The sequence below is a fragment of the Micromonospora sp. NPDC047740 genome (assembly GCF_043204735.1).
GTDB lineage: Bacteria > Actinomycetota > Actinomycetes > Mycobacteriales > Micromonosporaceae > Micromonospora.
Genome location: NZ_JBIDCT010000027.1, coordinates 41,495 through 61,537, shown reverse-complemented (window position 1 = coordinate 61,537; position 20,043 = coordinate 41,495). Strand labels below are relative to the sequence as shown.

The 20,043-nt window shown below is 70.2% G+C and carries 16 protein-coding genes; 7 read left to right on the top strand and 9 right to left on the bottom strand.

What is annotated here, in order from left to right; all coding sequences use genetic code 11:
- The first annotated feature begins 237 nt into the window (after positions 1-237).
- Positions 238-1,986: a zinc ribbon domain-containing protein gene (locus ACGF4F_RS33810; RefSeq protein WP_393084080.1), complete on the top strand. Its 1,749-nt coding sequence runs from the start codon at positions 238-240 to the stop codon at positions 1,984-1,986.
- Positions 1,987-2,047: 61 nt separating this feature from the next.
- On the opposite strand, the gene ACGF4F_RS33805 is transcribed toward ACGF4F_RS33810, so the two are convergent.
- The 5 genes from ACGF4F_RS33805 to ACGF4F_RS33785 all read right to left on the bottom strand — a co-directional run bounded on the left by ACGF4F_RS33805 (position 2,048) and on the right by ACGF4F_RS33785 (position 6,895).
- Entirely contained in the window at positions 2,048-2,803 is a 756-nt protein-coding gene (locus ACGF4F_RS33805) for a hypothetical protein (protein ID WP_393084077.1), read from the bottom strand.
- Positions 2,794-3,459 (bottom strand): hypothetical protein, encoded by a 666-nt coding sequence (locus tag ACGF4F_RS33800; RefSeq protein ID WP_393084074.1) that lies wholly within the window; start codon positions 3,457-3,459, stop codon positions 2,794-2,796. Before ACGF4F_RS33800 ends, ACGF4F_RS33805 begins: the two co-directional genes overlap by 10 nt.
- Before the next feature lie 17 nt (positions 3,460-3,476).
- On the bottom strand, positions 3,477-3,824 hold the full coding sequence (locus ACGF4F_RS33795) for a hypothetical protein (protein WP_357441654.1): 348 nt from the start codon (positions 3,822-3,824) through the stop codon (positions 3,477-3,479).
- Positions 3,825-4,027: 203 nt separating this feature from the next.
- A complete protein-coding gene (locus ACGF4F_RS33790) occupies positions 4,028-4,567 on the bottom strand; it encodes a hypothetical protein (RefSeq protein ID WP_357441656.1) in 540 nt (179 codons plus the stop codon).
- 132 nt (positions 4,568-4,699) lie between these two features.
- A complete protein-coding gene (locus tag ACGF4F_RS33785; RefSeq protein WP_393084071.1) occupies positions 4,700-6,895 on the bottom strand; it encodes a BTAD domain-containing putative transcriptional regulator in 2,196 nt (731 codons plus the stop codon).
- 495 nt (positions 6,896-7,390) lie between these two features.
- Between ACGF4F_RS33785 and ACGF4F_RS33780 the strand changes: the two genes are divergently transcribed.
- Together ACGF4F_RS33780 and ACGF4F_RS33775 are read left to right on the top strand one after the other, a co-directional pair.
- The gene (locus ACGF4F_RS33780) at positions 7,391-8,722 is read left to right on the top strand and encodes a low temperature requirement protein A (protein ID WP_393084068.1); all 1,332 of its coding nucleotides are present in this window, start codon (positions 7,391-7,393) and stop codon (positions 8,720-8,722) included.
- Between the two features lie 25 nt (positions 8,723-8,747).
- Positions 8,748-10,070, top strand: a complete 1,323-nt coding sequence (locus tag ACGF4F_RS33775; RefSeq protein ID WP_393084065.1) for a low temperature requirement protein A — start codon at positions 8,748-8,750, stop codon at positions 10,068-10,070.
- 68 nt (positions 10,071-10,138) lie between these two features.
- Here the strand turns inward: ACGF4F_RS33775 and ACGF4F_RS33770 are convergent, their stop codons facing one another.
- Both ACGF4F_RS33770 and ACGF4F_RS33765 read right to left on the bottom strand, forming a co-directional pair.
- On the bottom strand, positions 10,139-11,107 hold the full coding sequence (locus ACGF4F_RS33770) for an alpha/beta hydrolase (RefSeq protein WP_393084062.1): 969 nt from the start codon (positions 11,105-11,107) through the stop codon (positions 10,139-10,141).
- Positions 11,108-11,158: 51 nt separating this feature from the next.
- Positions 11,159-11,464 (bottom strand): putative quinol monooxygenase, encoded by a 306-nt coding sequence (locus ACGF4F_RS33765; protein ID WP_393084059.1) that lies wholly within the window; start codon positions 11,462-11,464, stop codon positions 11,159-11,161.
- 157 nt (positions 11,465-11,621) lie between these two features.
- Here ACGF4F_RS33765 and ACGF4F_RS33760 point away from each other — a divergent pair, with 157 nt between their 5' ends.
- From ACGF4F_RS33760 to ACGF4F_RS33745, 4 genes are all read left to right on the top strand, one after another.
- Complete coding sequence (locus ACGF4F_RS33760) at positions 11,622-12,527, top strand: AraC family transcriptional regulator N-terminal domain-containing protein (protein ID WP_393084056.1); 906 nt, start codon at positions 11,622-11,624, stop codon at positions 12,525-12,527.
- Between the two features lie 348 nt (positions 12,528-12,875).
- The gene (locus ACGF4F_RS33755) at positions 12,876-13,958 is read left to right on the top strand and encodes an aldo/keto reductase (protein WP_393084053.1); all 1,083 of its coding nucleotides are present in this window, start codon (positions 12,876-12,878) and stop codon (positions 13,956-13,958) included.
- A 251-nt stretch (positions 13,959-14,209) separates the two neighbouring features.
- Positions 14,210-16,174: a multicopper oxidase family protein gene (locus tag ACGF4F_RS33750; protein ID WP_393084051.1), complete on the top strand. Its 1,965-nt coding sequence runs from the start codon at positions 14,210-14,212 to the stop codon at positions 16,172-16,174.
- Positions 16,175-16,437: 263 nt separating this feature from the next.
- On the top strand, positions 16,438-18,186 hold the full coding sequence (locus ACGF4F_RS33745) for a hypothetical protein (RefSeq protein WP_393084048.1): 1,749 nt from the start codon (positions 16,438-16,440) through the stop codon (positions 18,184-18,186).
- A 73-nt stretch (positions 18,187-18,259) separates the two neighbouring features.
- Here ACGF4F_RS33745 and ACGF4F_RS33740 read toward each other — a convergent pair whose 3' ends face one another.
- Positions 18,260-18,721, bottom strand: a complete 462-nt coding sequence (locus tag ACGF4F_RS33740; protein ID WP_357441665.1) for a pyridoxamine 5'-phosphate oxidase family protein — start codon at positions 18,719-18,721, stop codon at positions 18,260-18,262.
- Positions 18,718-19,998, bottom strand: a complete 1,281-nt coding sequence (locus ACGF4F_RS33735; RefSeq protein WP_393084045.1) for an MFS transporter — start codon at positions 19,996-19,998, stop codon at positions 18,718-18,720. Before ACGF4F_RS33735 ends, ACGF4F_RS33740 begins: the two co-directional genes overlap by 4 nt.
- Positions 19,999-20,043 lie beyond the last annotated feature (45 nt).

The following is a 20,043-nucleotide window of genomic DNA, read 5'->3' as shown; positions in this document are numbered from 1 at the left end:
AGATTGATCGTGTGGAATTTCTTCGGCTCTCAAAGGTCGTGAAGCGTCTGGGTGTGTTCACCTGGTGACGCTTGGTCTTTGGGTTGGATCGGGGAGGATTCCGGTGACGTGGGTCGACCGTGAGCGCCGGTTCTCGTGGATTGGTGTCGAGGCGGCGAGCCGGTGAGTGGGAGGCTGCCGCTGGCCGACGGCGAGGTTGCCCGGACCGCGGGCGTCCGCACTCTGGTGCGTGGGGGTGTGGACGAGGAGACCGGTGAGGTGCTGTCTCAGCCGGTGCTTGCGCAGCGGGTCGGTTGGTGTGCCGATCTGGTGGCCGGCATGGTGGGCGCCCTGATCGGTGAGCATTGGAACACTGCGGATGTGCAGGTGTTGGCCTCCGGGCAGGACGCGGGCGGCCGGAAACTTCCGTCGCACGCGTGGATGGCGCTGCGGCGCCTAGGGTGGACCATCACCGCCCCGGAGGGTGTGAAGGTCAATGACCGGGTCGTGCGGATGGTCCAGGAGCAGGCCGGGCGTGCTCTTCGCTCGGCGGGGTGGCGTACCGATGTAACCGCCGGGGTCCTGGCGACCTGGCCGGCCGATCCACGCAAGCGCACCCCCGTCGAGTGGGAGCAGGTTCGGGCGTCGATCCCTGGCGGGGAGCATCTGCCGTCTGCCGTCATCAAGGGCCGGACCCGGCAGGCCGTCGCGTTCCTCAACGCCAACGGCCGGCTGCCGGTGGACGTGTTCGAACTCGAAGGCACGCCGAAGATCCCGCGGATGCTGCTGCTGGCCGCGTGTGATCGGCAGCAGGCCACCCTCGAACGCAGCGACGCCGACCCGGGCAGAGCGCTACTGCGGCTGCAGTTGCCCTCACGACCGGATCCGCGAGCGTACGGGGACTGGACGTGGGTTGCCTGTCCGATAATCCTGCCGCCCACGGTCCCTGCGGGTGCGGTGCTGCACCTGCCCACTGTCCGTGTCATGGGTGGCAGGGTGCGCGCCGATGTGGCATTCACCCACGCCGTACCGAAAACCCGCCGCGCCGGTCACGCGGTGGCGCTCGGTGTGGACTGGGGCCTGAACACCCTGTTGTCCGCCGGAGCCCTCCGACTCCAGGAGGACGGCCGGATCACGGCGTTGGGGGCTGGGGCTCAGTTCCGGGCCGCCGGGGTCCTCGCGAAGCAGCACCGGCTGCGCCGTCACGGTGAGCGGCTGCACGCCAAGGCCGAGCAGTACCAGCGGCTTATCGGCGATGCCGAGCGGCATCAACTCGTCGGTAAGCATGCGGTGCTCCGCGACGAGATCCGCCACGTGTCTGAGCGCCGCGCAAACCTGAACGCTGCGCTTGCCTGGGCCGCCGCCCGCTGGACGGTGGATCAGGCGATCGCCGCCGGGGCGAGCGTGATCTATGTGGAAGACCTGCGGTCGATGGAATCCAAGGGCATGGGCGCCACCCTGAACACGCGCCTGTCCCAGCAGGTGCGCGGGCAGATCGTCGACCGGATGCGGCACGTCGCCGCCGAGGCGGGTGTCGCCGTGGTCACCGCGCCCGCGCGGAACACGTCCAAGCACTGTCCGCAGTGTCTGACTCCGCTGCAGCATCGCAAAGCGCCAGACCAGCCGACGGTGGCGGGCTGGAAGTGGGCCATCTGTCCCAACACCGGGTGCGGCTGGCAGGGCGACCGCGACCACGGCGCCTGGCGGCGGATCGCCGCCCGCGGCCTCACCCACCAGGGCAAGACGTCATCGACAAGACCAGCGGGCACATGGTCATCCGCTCGGTCGTCGCCGAGGTCGAAGCCACAGCCGTCATCACCAGGACCAGTCGGGGGGACCGGTCGAAGACCGGCCCTACCCGGCACAGGGCAACACGCCCCGCGCCCAGGCGACGCAGGGCACCCTTCCCCGCTAGACCTCATGGCCTGGCGGGCAAGCGTCCGGAGGGACACGCACCAACGGACCGGACCCGGCTGCCCCGCGCAGCCCACCGGCACCAGGGCGTGAACGCGATCAGCACACCCACCACCGGTCACCGGCCACGCGGAGCAGCACTGGGCGCGGGATTTCACCTGCACGCCCATGCATCCCCGCCACGGTGGGAAACGATCCCGGAAACTCCATCCGACTCAGGATCACTTTGCTGACCAGAGACGCTGATGCCCTCACCGGCTCGTACGGTCAGGACGAGCGTGGATCCCCGGCATTTCACCCCCGGCCCGACGGGCAGCGGCAAGCCGATCCGGCCGGCCGCCGATCCGTTGGTCACCCCGACCGACGCCACGATGCCGACGAACGGCCCGGCACCCGCGACCGGCAGGCCGAGCATGAACCCGAAACGGAACTCCGCAGCCACGACGATGCCCTCGGCACCGATCGAAACGCCACGGATGGACTTCACGATGCTCTCCTGCACGGAGAAGGCCGGCGTCAGGACACTCGATTGGACGTATCCGATGGGTCCGTCGAGGCCCCACTTGCCGGTGGCCTTGATGTTGCCGTTCTTCGCCGAGAACCCGGTGCTGACGAGAAACTTGAACGTCTGCTTGAGGGTCGCCGGGAATCCGCCGATGATGATGGGCTGCTTCACCTCGATGGGCAGCTCGATCCTGACCTTCTTGTTGTCCGCCAACCCGCCTTCGGCACCGGCGGCGATGGTGATGGCGAGCCCCTCGACTCCGTCGATCCGGAACTGCGGGTGGGGGATCACGCCGTTGGTCACCCGGATGTCCCCCCACGCCCGGAGGTTCCGGAGCAGCAGTTGGATGTCGAAGTCGACCTTGAGACGCTGCACGGCCGTCGAGTGCGAGGCGGTCAGCCCCATCTTCGACTTGTCCCTGTAAGCCTCGATGTCCCAGTCGCCGACCTTCTGGTTGATGCTCTTGGCCCGCGCGAACCCGGCTCGGGCGCCGGGGCGAAGACGATCGGCGGCACGGCGAGCCGGACATCGCCCGCGCCGATCGCGTTCACCCCCAGCCCGGTCGCCTGCCCGGCGTCCGGAACGACCGCCCCGGCCGGACCTCCGTCGACGACCTCGCCGAGCAGGTCAGGCAGCGGGCCGAAGGTCTGCGCCTCAGCGTCGAGCGGTTGGTCGAACGTGAAGTGGCCGTCCCGCACCACATCGGTCAGCCGCACCGGGGCCAGGGTGACGGCCTTGTCGCCGCCGGACCGCTCGATCTTGACCACCCGGCCGACCGCCTCGCTCGTGGCGAACATGATCTTACCGACCGCCACGTCCTTGGCACCCCGGGCGCTGCCGTCGATTACGTAGGTGAACCCGTCCCTGCTCACCGACCGGATGACCCTGCTGCTGCCCTCGACGAGCACCACATCGGGCTGGTAGACCACGGACCTGTCCGGCTTCGGGCCGTACCCGTACCGGTCGTCGGCCGGATCGGATCCGCCGAGGCCGACCTTTCCGCAGCCGGCTGTCAGCAGGATGACGACCAGCCCGGCCGCCATCCGTGCACGCCTACGCATGTTCGCTCTCGCCCCGCTCACAGCCGACCGGCCACCACCTGGATCAGGTCCTGCAACGGCTTGTGGTTCTCTTTCGGGTCGTTGAGCAGCACTAGGCGGATCGCGACCCATGTGCCCGTCTTCTGGACGAAGACCTCATTCGCCTGCGTGTCCAGGTACGCCTCGTCACCGATACCGGGCAGCGTCTCCAGTTCGTGTCCCAGCTGGCGCTCGATGTCGAGCATCTTCTTCGCGCCGTCGCCCACGTAGACCTCCACCTGGCCGGTCGGGCCGGTGGTCGGTGCCGTCCAGGTGCAGCTCTGTTGGCCGGCCTGGTGCGGGTCGAGCTTGAGCCGGGCCAGCGCGGCCGCCTCCTGATCGGTCACCAGGTCGCACGCCGTCGGTTCGGGCTTGTCGGCCGGTGCGGACGATGCGGCGTCTCCCCCGGGAGCCGTGGCAGTGGTCGCTGACGGTTGACCCCCGGCGCTCGCCGCCCGCGGCTCCTCCGATCGTCCGCACCCGGTCGCCGTGAGCAGCAGCACGGTGGCCGGCGCCAGGAGCAGCCGCCGGCCGGTACCCGCCCGCGTGGTCACGACACGCCCACCTGTTCCAGCGACTTCTCGAGCCCCGGGCAGTGCTTCGTCGTGTACTCCGACACCGGCGGCAGCGCCGTCTTGACCTTCGCCATGGTCGGGTTGAGGCGCGCGTAGGCCGCGGGGTCTTGGGCCATGCTCTTGCCCGTGGTGTCGATGACCGCGTCGTAAAATTCGCTGAGCGCCGCGACCTGGGTCTTGATCTCGGCCGGCGCCGCTGCCTTCAGATCCTTCACCCGGGCGTGCGCGCTGGCCACATCGGCTTTCCTGTCGGTGGCGCCCGGCGCGAACAGCGGATCGATCGAGGCGGTGAAGGCCTTCACCGCCTCGCACCAGCGGTCGCCGCCACCCGGCTTGCCCTGGCCTGTCGCGTCCCCGCCATCGGATGTCGCCTGCCCGCCGTCGGCCGCAGCGCTGGCACCTGCGCTGCCAGCCGGGCCGGCACCGCCCGCCGCGGGTGCCGCGTCGTCGGGCCCGCAGCCCGCCAACAGGAGCCCGACCGCCAGTGCGGCAACACTCCCCCGAATTCGTGTCATCGATCCCCCTCTGACGAGAGCGAGCTGACCGCCTCGCATAGGTCCAACCTCGCTGGACGACCCGCGGCACACGCCGGCGGCGTCCACTTGATCAGTCTGATCGGCCGGCTTCGGGAGTCGTTCAGGAATTGTTCAGGCGGACGGGCGCACCCGCTCGGGGAGCGGAAAGGCGACCGGCTCGACGTCCATCTCCCGCATCCGCGCGACGTACTCCTGGTAGCGGCGGCTCGCCTCGCCGTGCCGCCCGGCGGCCGACAACGCGTCGATCAGCCCCAGGTGGGCCGGCTCGTCGTAGCCGTCCTCGACGGTGAGCCGCAGGTACCAGCCGATCGCCGCCTCGGTGCGGCCCAGTTGCCGGCACCGCCTCGCCAGCCGGTGGATCACTTCGCGATGCAGGTCGGCCAGGACGGCACGGGGACGCTGCACCCAGTCTCCGACGACCTCGCCGTCGTCGCAGAGATCGCCGGTGTACCGGGCCACCACCGCCTCGAGGCGGCTCAGCAGCCGGATATCGCCATCGGTGCCCGCGGCCTCTGCCGGATCTGGGCTGCCGCTCGGCCGGGCCTTCGTCGTGCTCGCGCCGTCCGCCGCGATGGCCGCGCGGGCCGCTTCATAGAAGCGCAGCGCGTCCACCGCGACGTGCGCCGGGTTGATCCGGACGGTGGCCGGGTCGGTGGCGAGGTAGCGGTCAGCCGGATGCTGCCGGTCCGGATCGAGTACGCCCCGGACGGTCGAGATCAGGACGGACAGGCGGCGCAGCGCCACGTCCGTCCGGGCCTCCGGCCACAGCGCGGTGGCCAGGGCCTCCCGGGCGACCGGCTTCCCGAGCTGCCCGATCACCATCTTGAGCAGGTCCCGCGCCTTGCGGGACTGCCAGCTACCCACCGGCACGGGCACCCCGGCCAGCCGTACGGTGAACTGGCCCAGGGTTTGCACCTCGACCGCGGGGACGGGCGCCGGGCCGATCGACGCCAACGGGCCGGCGATCTGCCAGGCGCCGTCCTGCACGCCGATCTGCTTCAGCCGCTCGTATGCCATCTCCTCCGCCAGCTGGTCGCCGGAGAGACGTGCCTGCAGTAGGGCGTTGGTGGCGAGGGCGAACTCGTTGCCCAGTTCGGCCCAGATGGTCGCTGCCTCGGCCAGGCTGGCGAGGAGGCGGCGGACCCCCCGGCCGGACGCCGCCTCGGGGCCGGCCCGGTGGGCGGCGAGCGCGGCGAGCTCCATGGCCTCGGCCAGTCCGGCGGCGTCACGACGGCGGCCGGCCTCTGATCGGACCTGTTCGCCGTAACGTAGTGCGGCCTGCGGATCACCGGAGCAGAGGGCGACCCAGCCCGCGGCCAGTTCGGCGACGGTGGGCCCGGCGGCGCTGGGCATGGCCAGGGCGCGCCCGGCGTACTGCTCGGCCGCCACCGGATCGTCCGCGTAGCTGATCCGCGCGAGCCCCGCGCACGCCTCGACCAACACCTGGGCGTTGCCGTCCGGCTCTCCCATCGCCAGCGCCGCCTGGTAGGCGACCATCGCCTGGCGGGCAGCGCCACGGACCCGGTGCACCCGAGCGGCCAGCGTCAACCCGAAGGCCGCCAGCGGCGACCCGGCCTGCTGCCACCGGGCCACGGCCTCGTCCGCGTCGCTGCGCGCCCGGCGCAACTCGCCCAGCCCCAACCAGGCCTCCGCCCGGTTGTGCAACGCCAATGCGAGCAGCGTCTGGTGCCCGAGCAGCTCGCCGAGCCGGACCGCCTCCCGGAGTTCGTCGACGGCCGACCGGTAGCGTCCCTCCTCCACCAGGCGTGAGCCGACGTTGCACCGGATCCGGAGTTGCTGGCCGAAGTCGCCGGCCCGCTCGGCCGCCGCGAGCGCCCGGGCGTACGCGTACTCGTTGTCGGCCCGGTTGCCGTCGCTGAACGCGACCAGCGCCTGCGCCACGTACGCCGCCGCAACCGCCGAGTCGTCCCCGCTCTGCTCCGCGACGCGGACGGCCTCCTCGGCGAGTTGCCGGGTCTGCGCCTGGTCGCCCCTCGCCCAGCGGGTCGCGGCCAGGCCGGCGAGCACCTGGGCGCGGTCCGCCAGCGCGGACGGCCCATGGTCGGCAGCGTCCAGTGCCGCGCGTTGGTAGCAGCGTTCGGCCGCGTCGAACCGCCCCCGATGGTGCAGCAGCACACCGAGGCGCCAAGCCACCGCCGCCGGCAACGGCGCGTCCGCCGGCACGGCCGCGAGATGGCGCAGGGCCTCGTCGTAACGCCCGTCGTGTACGGCCGCCTCGACCAGACCGAGAACTTCAAGCCGGTCAGGACCACCCGGGTCGGTGGTCTTGGCGCCAACGCCTTTCATCGGAGTCACCTGTCACTGGTCCTCGTCATCCGATCCGGGTTGACGGCACCGTCAACTGCCGACCGTATCCCGCATCGTCAAGTGTTCTCGCTGCCTCGTGGTACGCCACGACAAGCACACCGAGGAGGCTGGCAAGGACCAGCCCGACGACAATGCGAAAGCGCATCATTTCTCCTTGGACCCGGGGAGATATGGCGGATTTTCGCAGCCTAGGCCGCTCCGCCCGGTTCGCGGATCAGTGCTACCTCGAATCTGGAGCGTCGCCTCGCCGATGGTGATGTGCGGGCCTCCTTCCCGCCGCTCGGGCCGGCCGGCCGATCCCGGTCGGCCTGGTCGCTGCCGCCAAGTCGGATGTCCGGCGACTTCGTCAGGCCCACGTCGGGCCGCCGCCAGCCGGCGTAGGGTTTGCCCTAGTCACCGCCCCGGGGAAGCCACCCGGCACCCGTTGGTGGCGGTGACGAAGAAGCTGTCCTGTCGGTCCTCGGACTCGCTCGCGTGTCCTGGCCGCGCTTGACCGCGGGGGCGCTGGTGGAGCGGCTACGCCGGGGCTTACGTCCGGTCACCGAGAAGACCAACGTCACTACCGCCGAACTGTTCTTCGACGTGGTGTTCGTCTTCGCGTTCATCCAGGTCACCACCCTGATGACCGCGGAGCACAATGCGCTCGGTGTGGCCCACGGGCTGCTGGTGCTCACCTTGTTGTGGTGGTCGTGGTCGCTGTTCGCCTGGCTGGGCAACCGGGTGAGGGCCAACTACGGTCTGTCGCGGCTGGTGATCCTCACCGCCACGCCGGTCCTGTTCCTGCTGGCCGTCACCATCCGGGAGGTGTTCGACGACCTGCCAGGCGGAGTCGACAGCGGGCTTCTGTTCGTCGCCCTTTTCGTCCTGGTACGCGTGTTCTACCTGGCTCTGCGGCTGTACGCCACGCCGGGGCTGCGCGTGCGCGACGTTTCGGCGCTCACCATACCGTTGAGCGTCGCCACCGGCCTGTTGCTGACCGCGGTGCTGCTGCCCACGTCCGGCCTGCCTGCCGAGCGGGTCAGGCTCGGCCAGGTGCTGCTCTGGGGGATCGCCGTGGCCGTCGACTACGGCTTCGGCATGGCGCTACCGATTCCCGCACGGGCCATCTTTTCCGCCCGGCACTGGGCGGAACGGCACAATCTGATCATCATCGTGGCGCTCGGCGAGGTCCTGGTCGCCATCGGCATCGCGGGCACCGACCTGCCCAACACACCGGGCCTGCTCATCGCCTCCGCGTTCGCGGTCCTCGTCGCCGGCGCGCTGGAGTGGATCTATTTCGACCTCTCCACGCTGACCGGGGAACACGCCATACGCGGGGCCCAACCGGTCCGCCGGGTGGCCCTCGCCCGGGACGGCTACACCTATCTGCACCTACCGATGATCGCCGGCATCATGCTGCTCTCCGTCGGACTCAAGCACACCCCGTCACTGGTCGGAGACATCAACGCCTACCACCGTGGTGACCCGCTCGACACACTCGGCCGCTACGCCCTCTACGGCGGGGTCGCGCTGTTCCTGGCGGCCCACGCGGCATTCCAGTGGCGGCTGAGCCGCAGGGCCCGCGCCCTGGTCTGGCCCCGGCTCGCCGCAGCAGTCGCGCTCCTCTCGCTGCTGCCCGTCACCGCCCGAATCTCCGCCCTCCAGGCGCTGGGATGGCTGGCCGTGGCCTGCCTGGTCACCGCCGTGGTGGAGGTCGTGGTCAGCCGGCCGCTACGGCGCCAACTGCGACAGGCACTCTCCGCGGAAGCGGAGACTGGCTCCCCCGAAAACCGCGAGGCCGACCCGGGCGGGACGGGCTTCTCATAGTCGCGCCACCACCTCAGTTGACCGGATGGACGGTGATACCCGCCTGGGTGGCCTTGTCGGACGCATCCCTCCGGGTGTACGACGTCCAACCGCCGGTGTGCCGGGGTGGTGTCCGGCGACGATGAGCGGTGTGGGACTGCGGGAAGGCGGTGGAGAGGGTCAGGAGCTGTTGCAGCGTCGCGAGGACGTGCGGCAGGCCAACTTTCTGGAACTGTTCGTCGACCTGGTGTTGGTGTTCGCCCTGGCCGGGGTGGTCAGCCGGGTGGGGCGGGACCTCGTCAGCCACGACATTGTCGTCCGATGGCGGGCGATGGCCTACCTGCTCGTGCTGGCGCTGCCGCTGATCTGGTTGTGGATCACGACCGCGCATATCACCAGCTGGTTCGACCCTCGCCGCCCCAAGATCCAGTGGATCGTGCTGGCCAGCGCCTTCGGGATACTGGTCATGTCGTCGTCGCTGCCGTCCGCGTTCATCGGCCGCGGGTTGGCGTTCGTACTGCCGTACGTGATCCTGCAGTTGGGCCGGCCGCTCATCCTGATGCCCGCGCTGCGCGGACACCCCCTGCAACAGCTCTACCGCCGGTCGCTGCCATGGCACGCGGTCTCGGCGGGGATCTTCTTCGCCGGCGCCGCCGTCAGCGGCGGCGCCCGCGCCGCCCTGTGGGGGGCCGGCGTGACCGTGGACATCGTCGCCGCGCAGCTGCGCTGGCCGGCACCGGGAACGCCCGAACCGCCGGTCAGTGCGTGGGCCACGGACAGCAAGCACCACCTGCCCGAGCGCTACCAGCAACTCCTGATGATCGCCCTCGGAGAAACCGTGCTCGCGGTCGGCACCACGTTCACCAGCGAGCCGATCAGCCTAGCCACCTCGACGCTGCTGGTGGTGGCGTTCCTGTCAGTAGTGCTGCTGTGGCGCATCTATTTCTACCGCTCCGGGCAGATCCTCGCCGATGCCCTCGCCGCCGCAGGGGACAGGGACGCCGCCGGCCGCGCCACCGGCACTGCCCACGTCCTCATGGTGCTGGGCATCGTCGCCACCGCCGTCGGCTTCGAGGCCGTGCTGAAACATCCGGGGGGCACGCCTGAGCCCGCGTGGCTCATCGCCAGCCTCGGCGGCCCGGCACTGTTCCTCTACGGCCGTATCCGTCTGGAACGCATCGTGTACAACCGGCTCTCCATCCGCCGCGTCGTCGCCGTCGCCGCACTGGCAGTCGCCGCCATCCCCCTGTACTTCGCCCCGCCGCTGGCCTCTCCGGTCGTTGCCGGACTCATACTGCTCGCCGTCGCCCTCGCCGATGCCCATCACGCCGCCGGCCGTCCCCCCGAAGCCCCCTCCCCGGCACACTAGGGCCGCGATGCCGCGTCCGACGCGGGTGTCCACGGCCGGCGCACGTCGGCGCCGGCCGTGGGACCGGCTCAGCCCTTGAGATCAGGGCTGGGGCTCAGGACTCGGGCCAACCAGTCGGTCTGGGCGCGCCGTGCGGCGGCAGAGACGCGGATGTGCGGGAACAGCGCCGCGAATCCGTGGAAACCGCCGGCCCATAGATGCAACTCCGCCTGGCCACCGGCGGCCCAGATCCGGGTCGCGTAGGTGACGTCCTCGTCGCGGAAGACCTCGGCGGTCCCGGCGTCGATGTAGGTGGTCGGCAGACCGGAGAGATCGTCCGCCAGCGCGGGCGAGACGTAGGCGGAGATGTCCTCGCCGGTGTGCTCGCCGAGGACGCTGCGCCATCCGAATTCGTTCATCTCCCGGGTCCACACGCCGTCCAGGCCGCTGTACTGCTGGCTGGAGGCAGTGCTGTTGCGGTGGTCGAGCATGGGGCACGACAGCAACTGGGCGGCGATGGCCGGAGCGCCGCGGTCGCGAGCCATGAGGGTGACTCCTGCCGCCAAACCACCTCCGGCGCTGGCACCGGCCACGACGATGCGGGTGGGGTCGATGCCGAGGTCAGCGGCGTTCTCGGCCACCCAGAGCAGTCCGTGGTAGCAGTCGTCGACCAGGGTCGTCCCTGTTGCCTCCGGGGCCAGCCGGTAATCCACCGAGATCACGACGGCGCCGAACAGGTCGAGCCATTCCAGCGGGATGTCGATGTTCGAGAAGCGGTCGCCCCACATCATCCCACCACCGTGGATCCAGTAGACGCAGGGCGCCCCAGCGGCACGATCGGTGGGGCTGAAGATGGACAGCGGGATCTGCGTTCCGTCACCGGCGGGGACGGTGGCGTCGCGCCACTGGACCGCGCGGCCTTCCAGCTGGGTCTCGATGGGCGGTTGCGGGAAGTGCCGCAGTTGTTCGATCGCCTCGGGGCCAAGGGGCGGCATGGGCGGCAGTTCGGCCAGGGGCGCGAGCAGCTCCGGGTCGATGCCGGGTCGGAGGGGGTTCATCTGAGATCCTCTCGAATCTTCGGGCCAGGGTGATCGGTGCGGGTCGCCGGTTCAGAAGATCGCCTTGCCGCCGACCGGCACCGCGTCGGTGTAGGTCGGCTCGCCGGCCAACAGCGGCTGAAGCTTCGCGACCAGGGCCTGGGCCCGGTCGCCACCGAAGAACGCGCTGTGGGCCTCGGCGCTGGTCCAGCCTTCGATGACGTGGACGACGTCGCGGTCGGAGGCCGAGCGGGCCACCAGGAAGACGAGGCAGTCGTCGTGGGGCAGGGACGGCGCGTCGAGCAACAGCTTGATCAGCTCGTCAACCTTGCCCGGCTGGGCGGTCATGGTGGCGTGGAACCCGTGGCGAACAGTCATCAGAGCGCCTCCTCAATCGTCGAGTCTTGATGGGCTCGCGGGAAACTGACACTCCTATTGAAGCGGCGCTACCAGCGGAAACGTTAGAAGAAAGCTCGCGAGTGCTTGCCTGATCCTACTGCTGCAGCGAGTGTCAGGTTTGTGCTTCAATCGTGCCGTGCACCTCGATGAGCTGCGGGCGTTGCTGGCCCGCCACGCCCGGTCCGACATGAGCACCGCGATCGACGGGGTGCTGATTTCGAAGGTCGAGCAGCAGACCGCACCGGCCACGTCGATGTCCGGCACCGTGCTGGCACTCATCGCCCAAGGCGCGAAACAGATGGCGCTGGGCGACCGCGTGTATGAGTACCGTGCCGGTCAGTACCTCGTCGCGTCGGTCGACTTGCCGGTCACCGGCCGCTTCACTCAGGCCAGCGCCGACTCGCCGGCTCTGGGGTTCGGGCTGCTGCTGCAGCCAGCCACGGTCGCGGAGTTGCTGTTGCAGGCCGCGCCGGGCGATCTCCCGCCGCTGACCGGCGGCACGCCGTCGGGAATGGTGGTCAGCGACGTCCCCGACGAACTCGGCGACGCGGTGATCCGATTGCTTAGGCTGCTGGACCGGCCCCGGGACATCACGGTGCTCGCGCCCCTGATCAAACGGGAGATCCTGTGGCTGCTGCTCACCGGAGAGCAGGGCACCGCCGTCCGACAGCTCGGGCTGGCCGACAGCAGCCTCAGCCACATCGCCCGCGCGGTACGGTGGATCCGCGACCACTACGCGCAGTCGTTCCGGGTGGAGGAGCTGGCGCGACTGGCCGGGATGAGCGTCTCGGCGTTCTATCGCAACTTCCAGGCCGTGACCGCGATGAGCCCGATCCAGTTCCAGAAGCAGATCCGGTTGCAGGAGGCGCGGCTCCTGCTCGCCACCCACCCCAACGACATCACCGGCGTGGGCACGCGCGTCGGCTACGAAAGCCCCTCCCAGTTCAGCCGGGAGTATCGTCGCCAGTTCGGCGCCCCTCCCAGCCAGGACGCCGCCCGCCTGCGCGGCACAACCCGAGCCGCCGTGCCGGCGGTCGTCTGACCGCCGGCGTTCGCCTGACCTCCACGGCTTGCAGGGGCCGGAGCTCACGAGGCCGTGTCAGGACAGCGCCTGTCACCACCTACCCGTCCCATCGCCGGAGCCGGGGTCCCCTGAACCGTGGACAGACCTGGAAAGCAGCTTGGGAGATAGGAACGATATAGAAACACTCGTTCCTACTTGCCCGATCCTTCCTCGTAAACGGAGCCCGGGCGGCCGATGTGCCGGCTGACCGGATCGCAATGACATCGGTAGGATCAGGCAAGAACGTGCGCGGATCTTTCTACCTTGAGACACGCGGCGCGCGCTTGGATTGAGCCGACCAGTCGGAACATCCAAGGGAGCGCGGTCATGCCGCTGAACCACTATGTCACCCTCGGCCGCTCGGGACTGCGAGTCAGTCCTTTCGCGTTGGGAGCGATGACCTTCGGCGAGGACCCGCCGGGCGCCGGATGCAGCATTGAGGAGTCGGAGGAGATCCTCGCGACCTATCTGGACCTCGGGGGCAACTTCATCGACACCGCCAATTTCTACACCAACGGCCACTCTGAAAAGATCATCGGAGACTTCTTCGCCGCCCGGCCCGGCCGGCGCGAACGGGTGATCCTGGCGTCGAAGTTCTTCACCAACCTCTTCCCAGGCGATCCCAACGGCGGCGGCACCGGCCGCAGCATCATCATCGCGCAACTCGACGCCACGCTGCGCCGGCTGAACACCGACTACCTCGACCTGTACTGGCTGCACAACTGGGACCGCAACACCCCAATCGAGGAAACCATGCGGACCCTCGACGATCTGGTCCACGCCGGGAAGGTTCGCTACCTCGGGTTCTCGAACACGCCGGCGTGGCTGACCGCACAGGCCCACACCATGGCGCTCCTTCGGGGATGGACCCCACTGATCGCACTCCAGGTCGAGTATTCGCTGCTTGCGCGGGAAGTCGAGAGCGAACTCGCTCCGCTCGCCCATGATCAGGGCTTGGCCCTGGTCCCCTGGAGCCCGCTCAAGAACGGCTTCCTGTCCGGCAAGTACCGGCGGAACACCCAGGTCACTGACTCGGCCCGGTCAGGCCACATGCCCGGTCCCCGAGACAGCGACTACACCGTCATTGACACAGTCGTCACGATCGCCGACGAACTCGCCACCACCCCGGCTGCGGTCTCGCTGGCCTGGCTGCGAGCACGTCCCGGCACCGTCGTACCCATTCTCGGCGCCCGCCGACTCAGCCACCTCAGCGACAACCTGGCCGGCCTCGAGGTAGCCCTCACCGCGCAGCAGCTGTCCGCGCTGGACGAGGTGTCCGCACCCGCCCTGAACTATCCGGCGAATCTTCACGGCGCGGCACGGGCGATGCTGCAGTTCGGAGGCACCACGGTCGACGGTGAAACCTCCGCCGTGTACCCGCCGCTGCTGGCCAGCAACCTCCGATACTGATCGCCACAAAGCGATGACTCGGCATCCCCTGATCCCAGGCATCCGTACGACACCCAGCCTGAGTTGCTGATGTTGGCGGGTGTGTGGATCTGACGGAGACCTCTCCGCTGTCGACGCGTTGACGCGACAGGTGCCGCAAGCGAGACGCCGCGACACTGGGCGGGGCCGCTGCGGGCCGGCCGCTCCCATTGACGTCGCCGGTATGGTCCGGTGGCGGCGGGTAGCTCATCGACGTTGTGCAGGGGTGACCGGTGTTCCTCTGGGCGCATTACACCGACATGGTGATCGCGCTGCTGGCTGTGCCCATCGCTATGGCCGCGGGCTGGGTCGTGATGCGTCCGCCGGCCCCGGCAGGCACCAACGGTTCGCGGATGTGGCGGCTGCTGTCTGGGCTGCTGCTCGGCGGGGCTACGCTGCGGGTGGTTGCGGCTCTGCTCCTGCTGCCGAACGGGTGGGACTTCGCTGGGCCGAGGTTGGTCTTCGTCGCCCCGGCGCTGGCGGTGGTCGCGACGGTTCACGCGGTGTGGGTACGCCCGATGCCGGGGTCGCCCGGTGGCGAGTGGCGGGCAGCCAGGTGGCTCGGCGACTACTGGGCGGCGACGGTCGCGGTAGGTGCGGTGCTGGTGGCCAGCGCGGCGCAGTTGGCCGGCACGGGCGCCGCTGCGGTGACCGGTGTCGGTGTCCTCGGCGCTGCCGCGGTGGGATCGGTGTGGCGGCGGACCCGATGGAGTCGGCGGTCGGCCGGCCGGTGGTGGCGTACGGCGGCGAAGGGCGCTCTCGGCGCCGCGGTGGCCGCCACGGTGCTCGCGGCGATGTCCACGGCCAGCCGGCTGCCGGCGAGCAACAGCATGACCGGCGGCCCCGCCAACATCGGCGGCGGCAGCATGGTCGGTCATCGCCACCACGGTGGTGTCAGTGTGACCACGTTGACCGGCACCGACACCGACGGCGTGCCGGCACGCCGGTTCACCTTGACCGCGCAGCCCGCCAGGATCCGACTGGATTCGGGGCAGCAGGTGGAGGCATGGACGTTCAACGGCGTCACGCCTGGCCCGCAGCTGCTGGTCCGGCAGGGGGACCTGGTGGAGGTGACGCTGGTCAACCGGCTGCCCGGCGTGGGAGTGACCCTGCACTGGCACGGCGTGGACGTGCCCAACGCGATGGACGGCGTGGCGGGGGTGACCCAGGACGCGGTCCCGCCAGGCGGCCGGTTCGTGTACCGGTTCCGGGCCACGCAGGTCGGCACCTACTGGTACCACTCCCACGAGATGTCCTCCGTCCAGGTCCGTCGGGGCCTGTTCGGGGCGCTCGTGGTCCTGCCCGCGAACGCGCCCGAGCAGAGCGGTGACGTCGATGAGACGGTGCTGCGGCACACCTGGGTCGACGAGGACGGCGTCGCGACCCTCGGCGTGACCACCGGCGTGCGGCGGCGACAGGCGCCGGCCGGCCAGCAGGTGCGGCTCCGGCTGGTCAACACCGACGGCAACCCCGCCACCTTCACCCTGACCGGCGCCCCGGTACGGGTCGTCGCGATCGACGGCACCGATGTGCACGAACCGAATCTGCTCAAGGGCGTGCGGATCCTGGTCGGCGGTGGGGCCCGCTACGACCTGGCGTTCACGATGCCCGACCGGCCGGTTGTCCTCCGCGCAGACGGCCCGGCGATCGTCTACAGCTCCGACGGGCACGCAGGCCCCGGCCATGCGGGTCCGGCGCCGGCGCTGCTGGACCCCGCCCGCTACGGCACGCCCGCCGCCACCCCGTTCGGAGCGGCAGGCCACGTCGACCGGCGCTTCACGCTACGCGTCGACGAGCGGCTCGGCTTCTACGACGGCCGCCCGGCGGTGCGGTACACGTTCAACAACCGGTCGTTCCCGGATGTGCCGATGCTCATGGTCTCCCCCGGTGACCTGGTCGAGGTCACCTACGTCAACCGCAGCGGCCAGCACCATCCGATGCACCTGCACGGGCACCACATGCTGGTGCTGAGCCGGGACGGCAGGCCCACGAGCGGGAGCCCGTGGTGGGTCGACACCCTCGACGTCGGGCCAGGCGAGACCTACCGGGTGGCGTTCCTGGCGGACAACCCCGGGATCTGGATGGACCACTGCCACAACCTCGAACACGCCGCCAACGGCATGATCCTGCACCTGAGCTATTCGGGCATCACCACGCCCTTCCAGACCGGGCGCGGCACCGCCAACCACCCGGAGTAGGCCTGCTGGGAGGCCTGACCCGGGCCCGGAATCTCCACGCTGGCGTCACGGCGGACCGTCACCGGCAGCGGCGCCCGGCGTCCCGCCGGCTGCCCGACCGATCACGCACTGTCGGTATGCCGGGTACGCCGATCACCCTGGGTCATCGGCGGAATGTCACTTCCCGCACCAAGCTCCAGACGCGGTTCACGCTACAGACTGGCGACGATCACCCCATAGGGTTTCTCAAAAGATCTACCAGAGTGGATCAATGGGAGGACCACGTGATCGACGGAAGTCAACGACGACGGATCCGGCGCCTCGCGGCCCTGGGAGTCGGCGTACTCCTGGCCAGCCTGCTCACGCCCACCCACACCGCCCAGGCGCAACCGGACCCGGCGCCCGCGGTCGGCAAGGCGTCCTTCAGCAAGCCCGCCGCCTTCGACGTCACCGCGCCGCTGCGCGACGTCGCCCGCACCGCCCGGCGCTCGGTGGCGCCCACGCCGCCGCAGTTGCCCGAGGAACGCGGCCCGCGACTGAGCGACCGCGGCCACACCCCCGACCAGGCGGTCCAGGCCAAGAAGCCGCCCCGCACGATCGGCGGCACCACCGCGAACTTCGAGGGCCTCAGCAACCAGGACAACTTCAACGTGCTGGGCGGCCGGGTCAACCCGCCCGACCCGATCGGCGACGTCGGCCCGAACCACTACGTCGAGATGGTCAACCTGGTCTTCGGGGTCTACGCCAAGACGGGCCGGCTGCTGCTCGGTCCCCTCGCGCTCGGGGACCTGTGGGCCGGCTTCGCGGTCGACGAGTGCACCGAGCACTCCGGCGACCCGGTCGTGCTCTACGACCAGCGGGCCGACCGCTGGATCCTCACCCAGTTCACCACCCGCGGCTCGGACTACCCGAACGAGCCGGCCAACCTCTTCTACAACTGCGTCGCCATCTCCACCACCGGCGACCCGACCGGCTCCTACTACCGGTACGCCTTCAACACCGGCTACAACTTCCCCGACTACCCGAAGTACGGGATCTGGGGTGACTCCTACCTGATCACCACCCGCGAGTTCGGCACCGTCGACCCGTCCGTCTACGGCATCGGCGTCTACGGCCTCGAACGGGACCGGATGATCGCCGGCGACCCGGACGCCCGGGCGGTGAGCTACCTGCTCCAGGAGGGCCGGGTGCCGTTGAACCTCATCGGCGACGGCCTGCTCCCCGCCGACGCGGACGGACCCAAGCCGCCCCCGGCCGGCTCGCCCGCACCGATCGTCGGCACCCAGGACGACGGTGCCGGCTACGGCGCCACCTTCGACGCCGTCAACGTCTGGGAGTTCAGCGTCACCTGGAACGCGGCCCCCACCGCCTCGATCGGGCTCAAGACCCAGCTGCCGACCGCCGGGTTCGACTCGGTCTTCCCCTGCCAGCCGACCGCCCGCGACTGCCTGCCCCAACCCGGCATCACCAACCGCGACCAGTACCTCGACGTGCTCTCGTACCGGCAACGGCCCACCTGGCGGCTGGCCTACCGGACGTTCGGCTCGTACGAGTCCATGGTCACCAACCAGTCGGTGGAGGCGCTGCCCGGGCAGGCCGGCGTCCGCTGGTGGGAGCTGCGCCGTGACAAGCGCGGCAACTACACCATCCACCAGGAAGGTACCTTCGCCCCCAACGACACCGTCAACCGCTGGATGGGCAGCATCGCGCAGGACCGCAAGGGCAACATCGCCCTCGGCTACAGCGTGGTCAACGGCACCGACGTCTACCCCGGCATCCGGTACACCGGCCGCCTCGCCGGTGACCGGCGCGGCGAGCTCACCCTGGGCGAGGCCACCGTCGTCAACGGCACGGCCGCGCAGACCAGCCTCAACTCACGCTGGGGCGACTACAGCTCGATGAACGTCGACCCGGTCGACGACTGCACCTTCTGGTACGTGAACGAGTACTACACCCAGGCCGGGGCCGCCCAGGCGCCCAACGGCAACGGCTGGCAGACCCGCATCGCCAGCTTCCGCCTACCCGGCTGCTGACCGGCACCATCGGGCGGGCGGCCATGGCGGCCGCCCGCCCGATGACTCTTCCCTCACCCCGCCCAGCCGCGCGTCACGGCTGGAACGGGACGCGCAGGTCGTGGCCGTCCGGGTCGAGGGTGTAGTGCTGCACCGCCCGGGCCCGGTACAGCCGGTACGCCGCCGGGGCCACCACGTCCGCCCGCTCCAGCACGGACACCCCGCGGGCCGCGGCCGGTCCGTTGTAGACGTCGATGCCCGCGTCCAGGTCCGGGCCGGTGAGCTCCTCGCCGATCGCCGTCAGGTAGACCGCCCGGCCCTGGTACACCGCCACCCGCGAATCGAAGATCACGATGCTCAGCTCGGGTCGCGTCGCCAGGTTGCGGGAGTGCCGCGTGTCGGCCTTCGAAGCCCAGTAGAACGCCCGGTAGTCCGCCGTCACGAAGTAGACGGGTGACACCCACGGCGCGCCGGTCTCGTCCACGGTGCCGAGCGTCAGGTAGAAGTTCGCGTCGATGACCGCCCTCGCCACGGCGGAAAGCTGCTCGCCGTTCACGCGACCACCTGCAGCTCACGCGGTTCGGCCGTCGCGCGCTGCCGCTCCAGCCGAATCGACCATCGGCTGGTGAGCAGCAGCCCGGTGCCGGCCGCGAGGAACAGCCCGCCGAGCAGCAGCCAGCCGGGCGCGCCCCACCCGGCGAGCAGCGCGGTGAGCAGGCCAGGGGCGAGCATCATCGCGGCCCCCTCGCCCACGCCGAACATGCCCTGGTATTCACCGTGCGCCTCCTCCCGGGTCATCCCCACCGAAAGACCGTACCCGCTGCCGACGAAGAAGAGCTCGCCCAAGGTGTGCACCGCGGCGGCGGCGAAGAGCAGGGCGATCACCACGGTCCCGGCGCCGCCGTCGGTCGTCGCGAAGAGCAGACAGGACACCGCGAGCGTCCCACCGGACAGTATGGACAGTCGACCAGCGCTACGCACGGTCGCGGCCGCGCGGGTGAACCGGTTGAGCAGCAGCACGATGACCACGCCGTTGAAGGCCAGCAGCACGCCCATCGTCCACGGTGGCGCCTGCGTGTGCGTGGTGAGCCAGACCGGCAGGCCGGAGTCGAGCAGGCCCCAGTTCAGCGCGAGCACCCCGTTGAGCACGGTGAGCACGAGGAACGGCCGGTCGCGCAGCACCAGCACCTTGCGCTTGACCTTGCGCTCGCGCAACGACTCCACGTGCGGCACCCGGGACATCAGCAGGGCGAACGCCAGGTTGGCCGAGCCGCAGAACAGCACCAGGGCGACGTATCCGGCCCGGCTGTCGAAGACCAGTACGACGATGCCCACCAGCGAGCCCGCGACCGCGCCGACCTCCTTCATGACATGGCAGTTGGAGATCGCCTTCAGCCGGTCAGCGCCGCTGGTCAACCCGGACAGCACCGCGATCCGGATGCCCGGCGCGGCCCGCTCGACCGTCACCACCACGGTCGTCACCAGCATGGCCGACCAGAAGTCGCCGACCAGGGCCAGCGACATGGTGGCGAGCCCCTGCACCACCGCCACGACGATCAACACCTCGCGTGGACCCAGGCGGTCGGCGAGGTAGCCGAACGGCATCCCGGCGACCATGCCGACCACACCCGCCGCGGTGATGCCGAAGCCGAACTCGGCCGGTGACAGCCCGACCGAGCGCAGGAAGAACAACGCCCAGCAGGCGTACCAGGCGCCCCGTCCGACCGAGAGCACCAGGGTCGCGACGTAGATCGGACCGACCGGCGCCTGCCAGAACACACGCCTGGTCCATCCGGGCCGCCACCGGACGCCCTGCTCCTCGATCGCCGCCACGCAACCCCCTCCGCCGTTGCCCGCCCAGCATCGCGTCGCCCGACG

Excerpts from the sequence above, each read along its gene's own strand:
- ACGF4F_RS33805 (WP_393084077.1), bottom strand. The coding sequence starts at position 2,803 with ATGGGGCTGACCGCCTCGCACTCGACGGCCGTGCAGCGTCTCAAGGTC.
- ACGF4F_RS33800 (WP_393084074.1), bottom strand. The coding sequence starts at position 3,459 with ATGCGTAGGCGTGCACGGATGGCGGCCGGGCTGGTCGTCATCCTGCTG.
- ACGF4F_RS33790 (WP_357441656.1), bottom strand. The coding sequence starts at position 4,567 with ATGACACGAATTCGGGGGAGTGTTGCCGCACTGGCGGTCGGGCTCCTG.
- ACGF4F_RS33785 (WP_393084071.1), bottom strand. The coding sequence starts at position 6,895 with ATGAAAGGCGTTGGCGCCAAGACCACCGACCCGGGTGGTCCTGACCGG.
- ACGF4F_RS33775 (WP_393084065.1), top strand. The coding sequence starts at position 8,748 with ATGGACGGTGATACCCGCCTGGGTGGCCTTGTCGGACGCATCCCTCCG.
- ACGF4F_RS33770 (WP_393084062.1), bottom strand. The coding sequence starts at position 11,107 with ATGAACCCCCTCCGACCCGGCATCGACCCGGAGCTGCTCGCGCCCCTG.
- ACGF4F_RS33765 (WP_393084059.1), bottom strand. The coding sequence starts at position 11,464 with ATGACTGTTCGCCACGGGTTCCACGCCACCATGACCGCCCAGCCGGGC.
- ACGF4F_RS33755 (WP_393084053.1), top strand. The coding sequence starts at position 12,876 with ATGCCGCTGAACCACTATGTCACCCTCGGCCGCTCGGGACTGCGAGTC.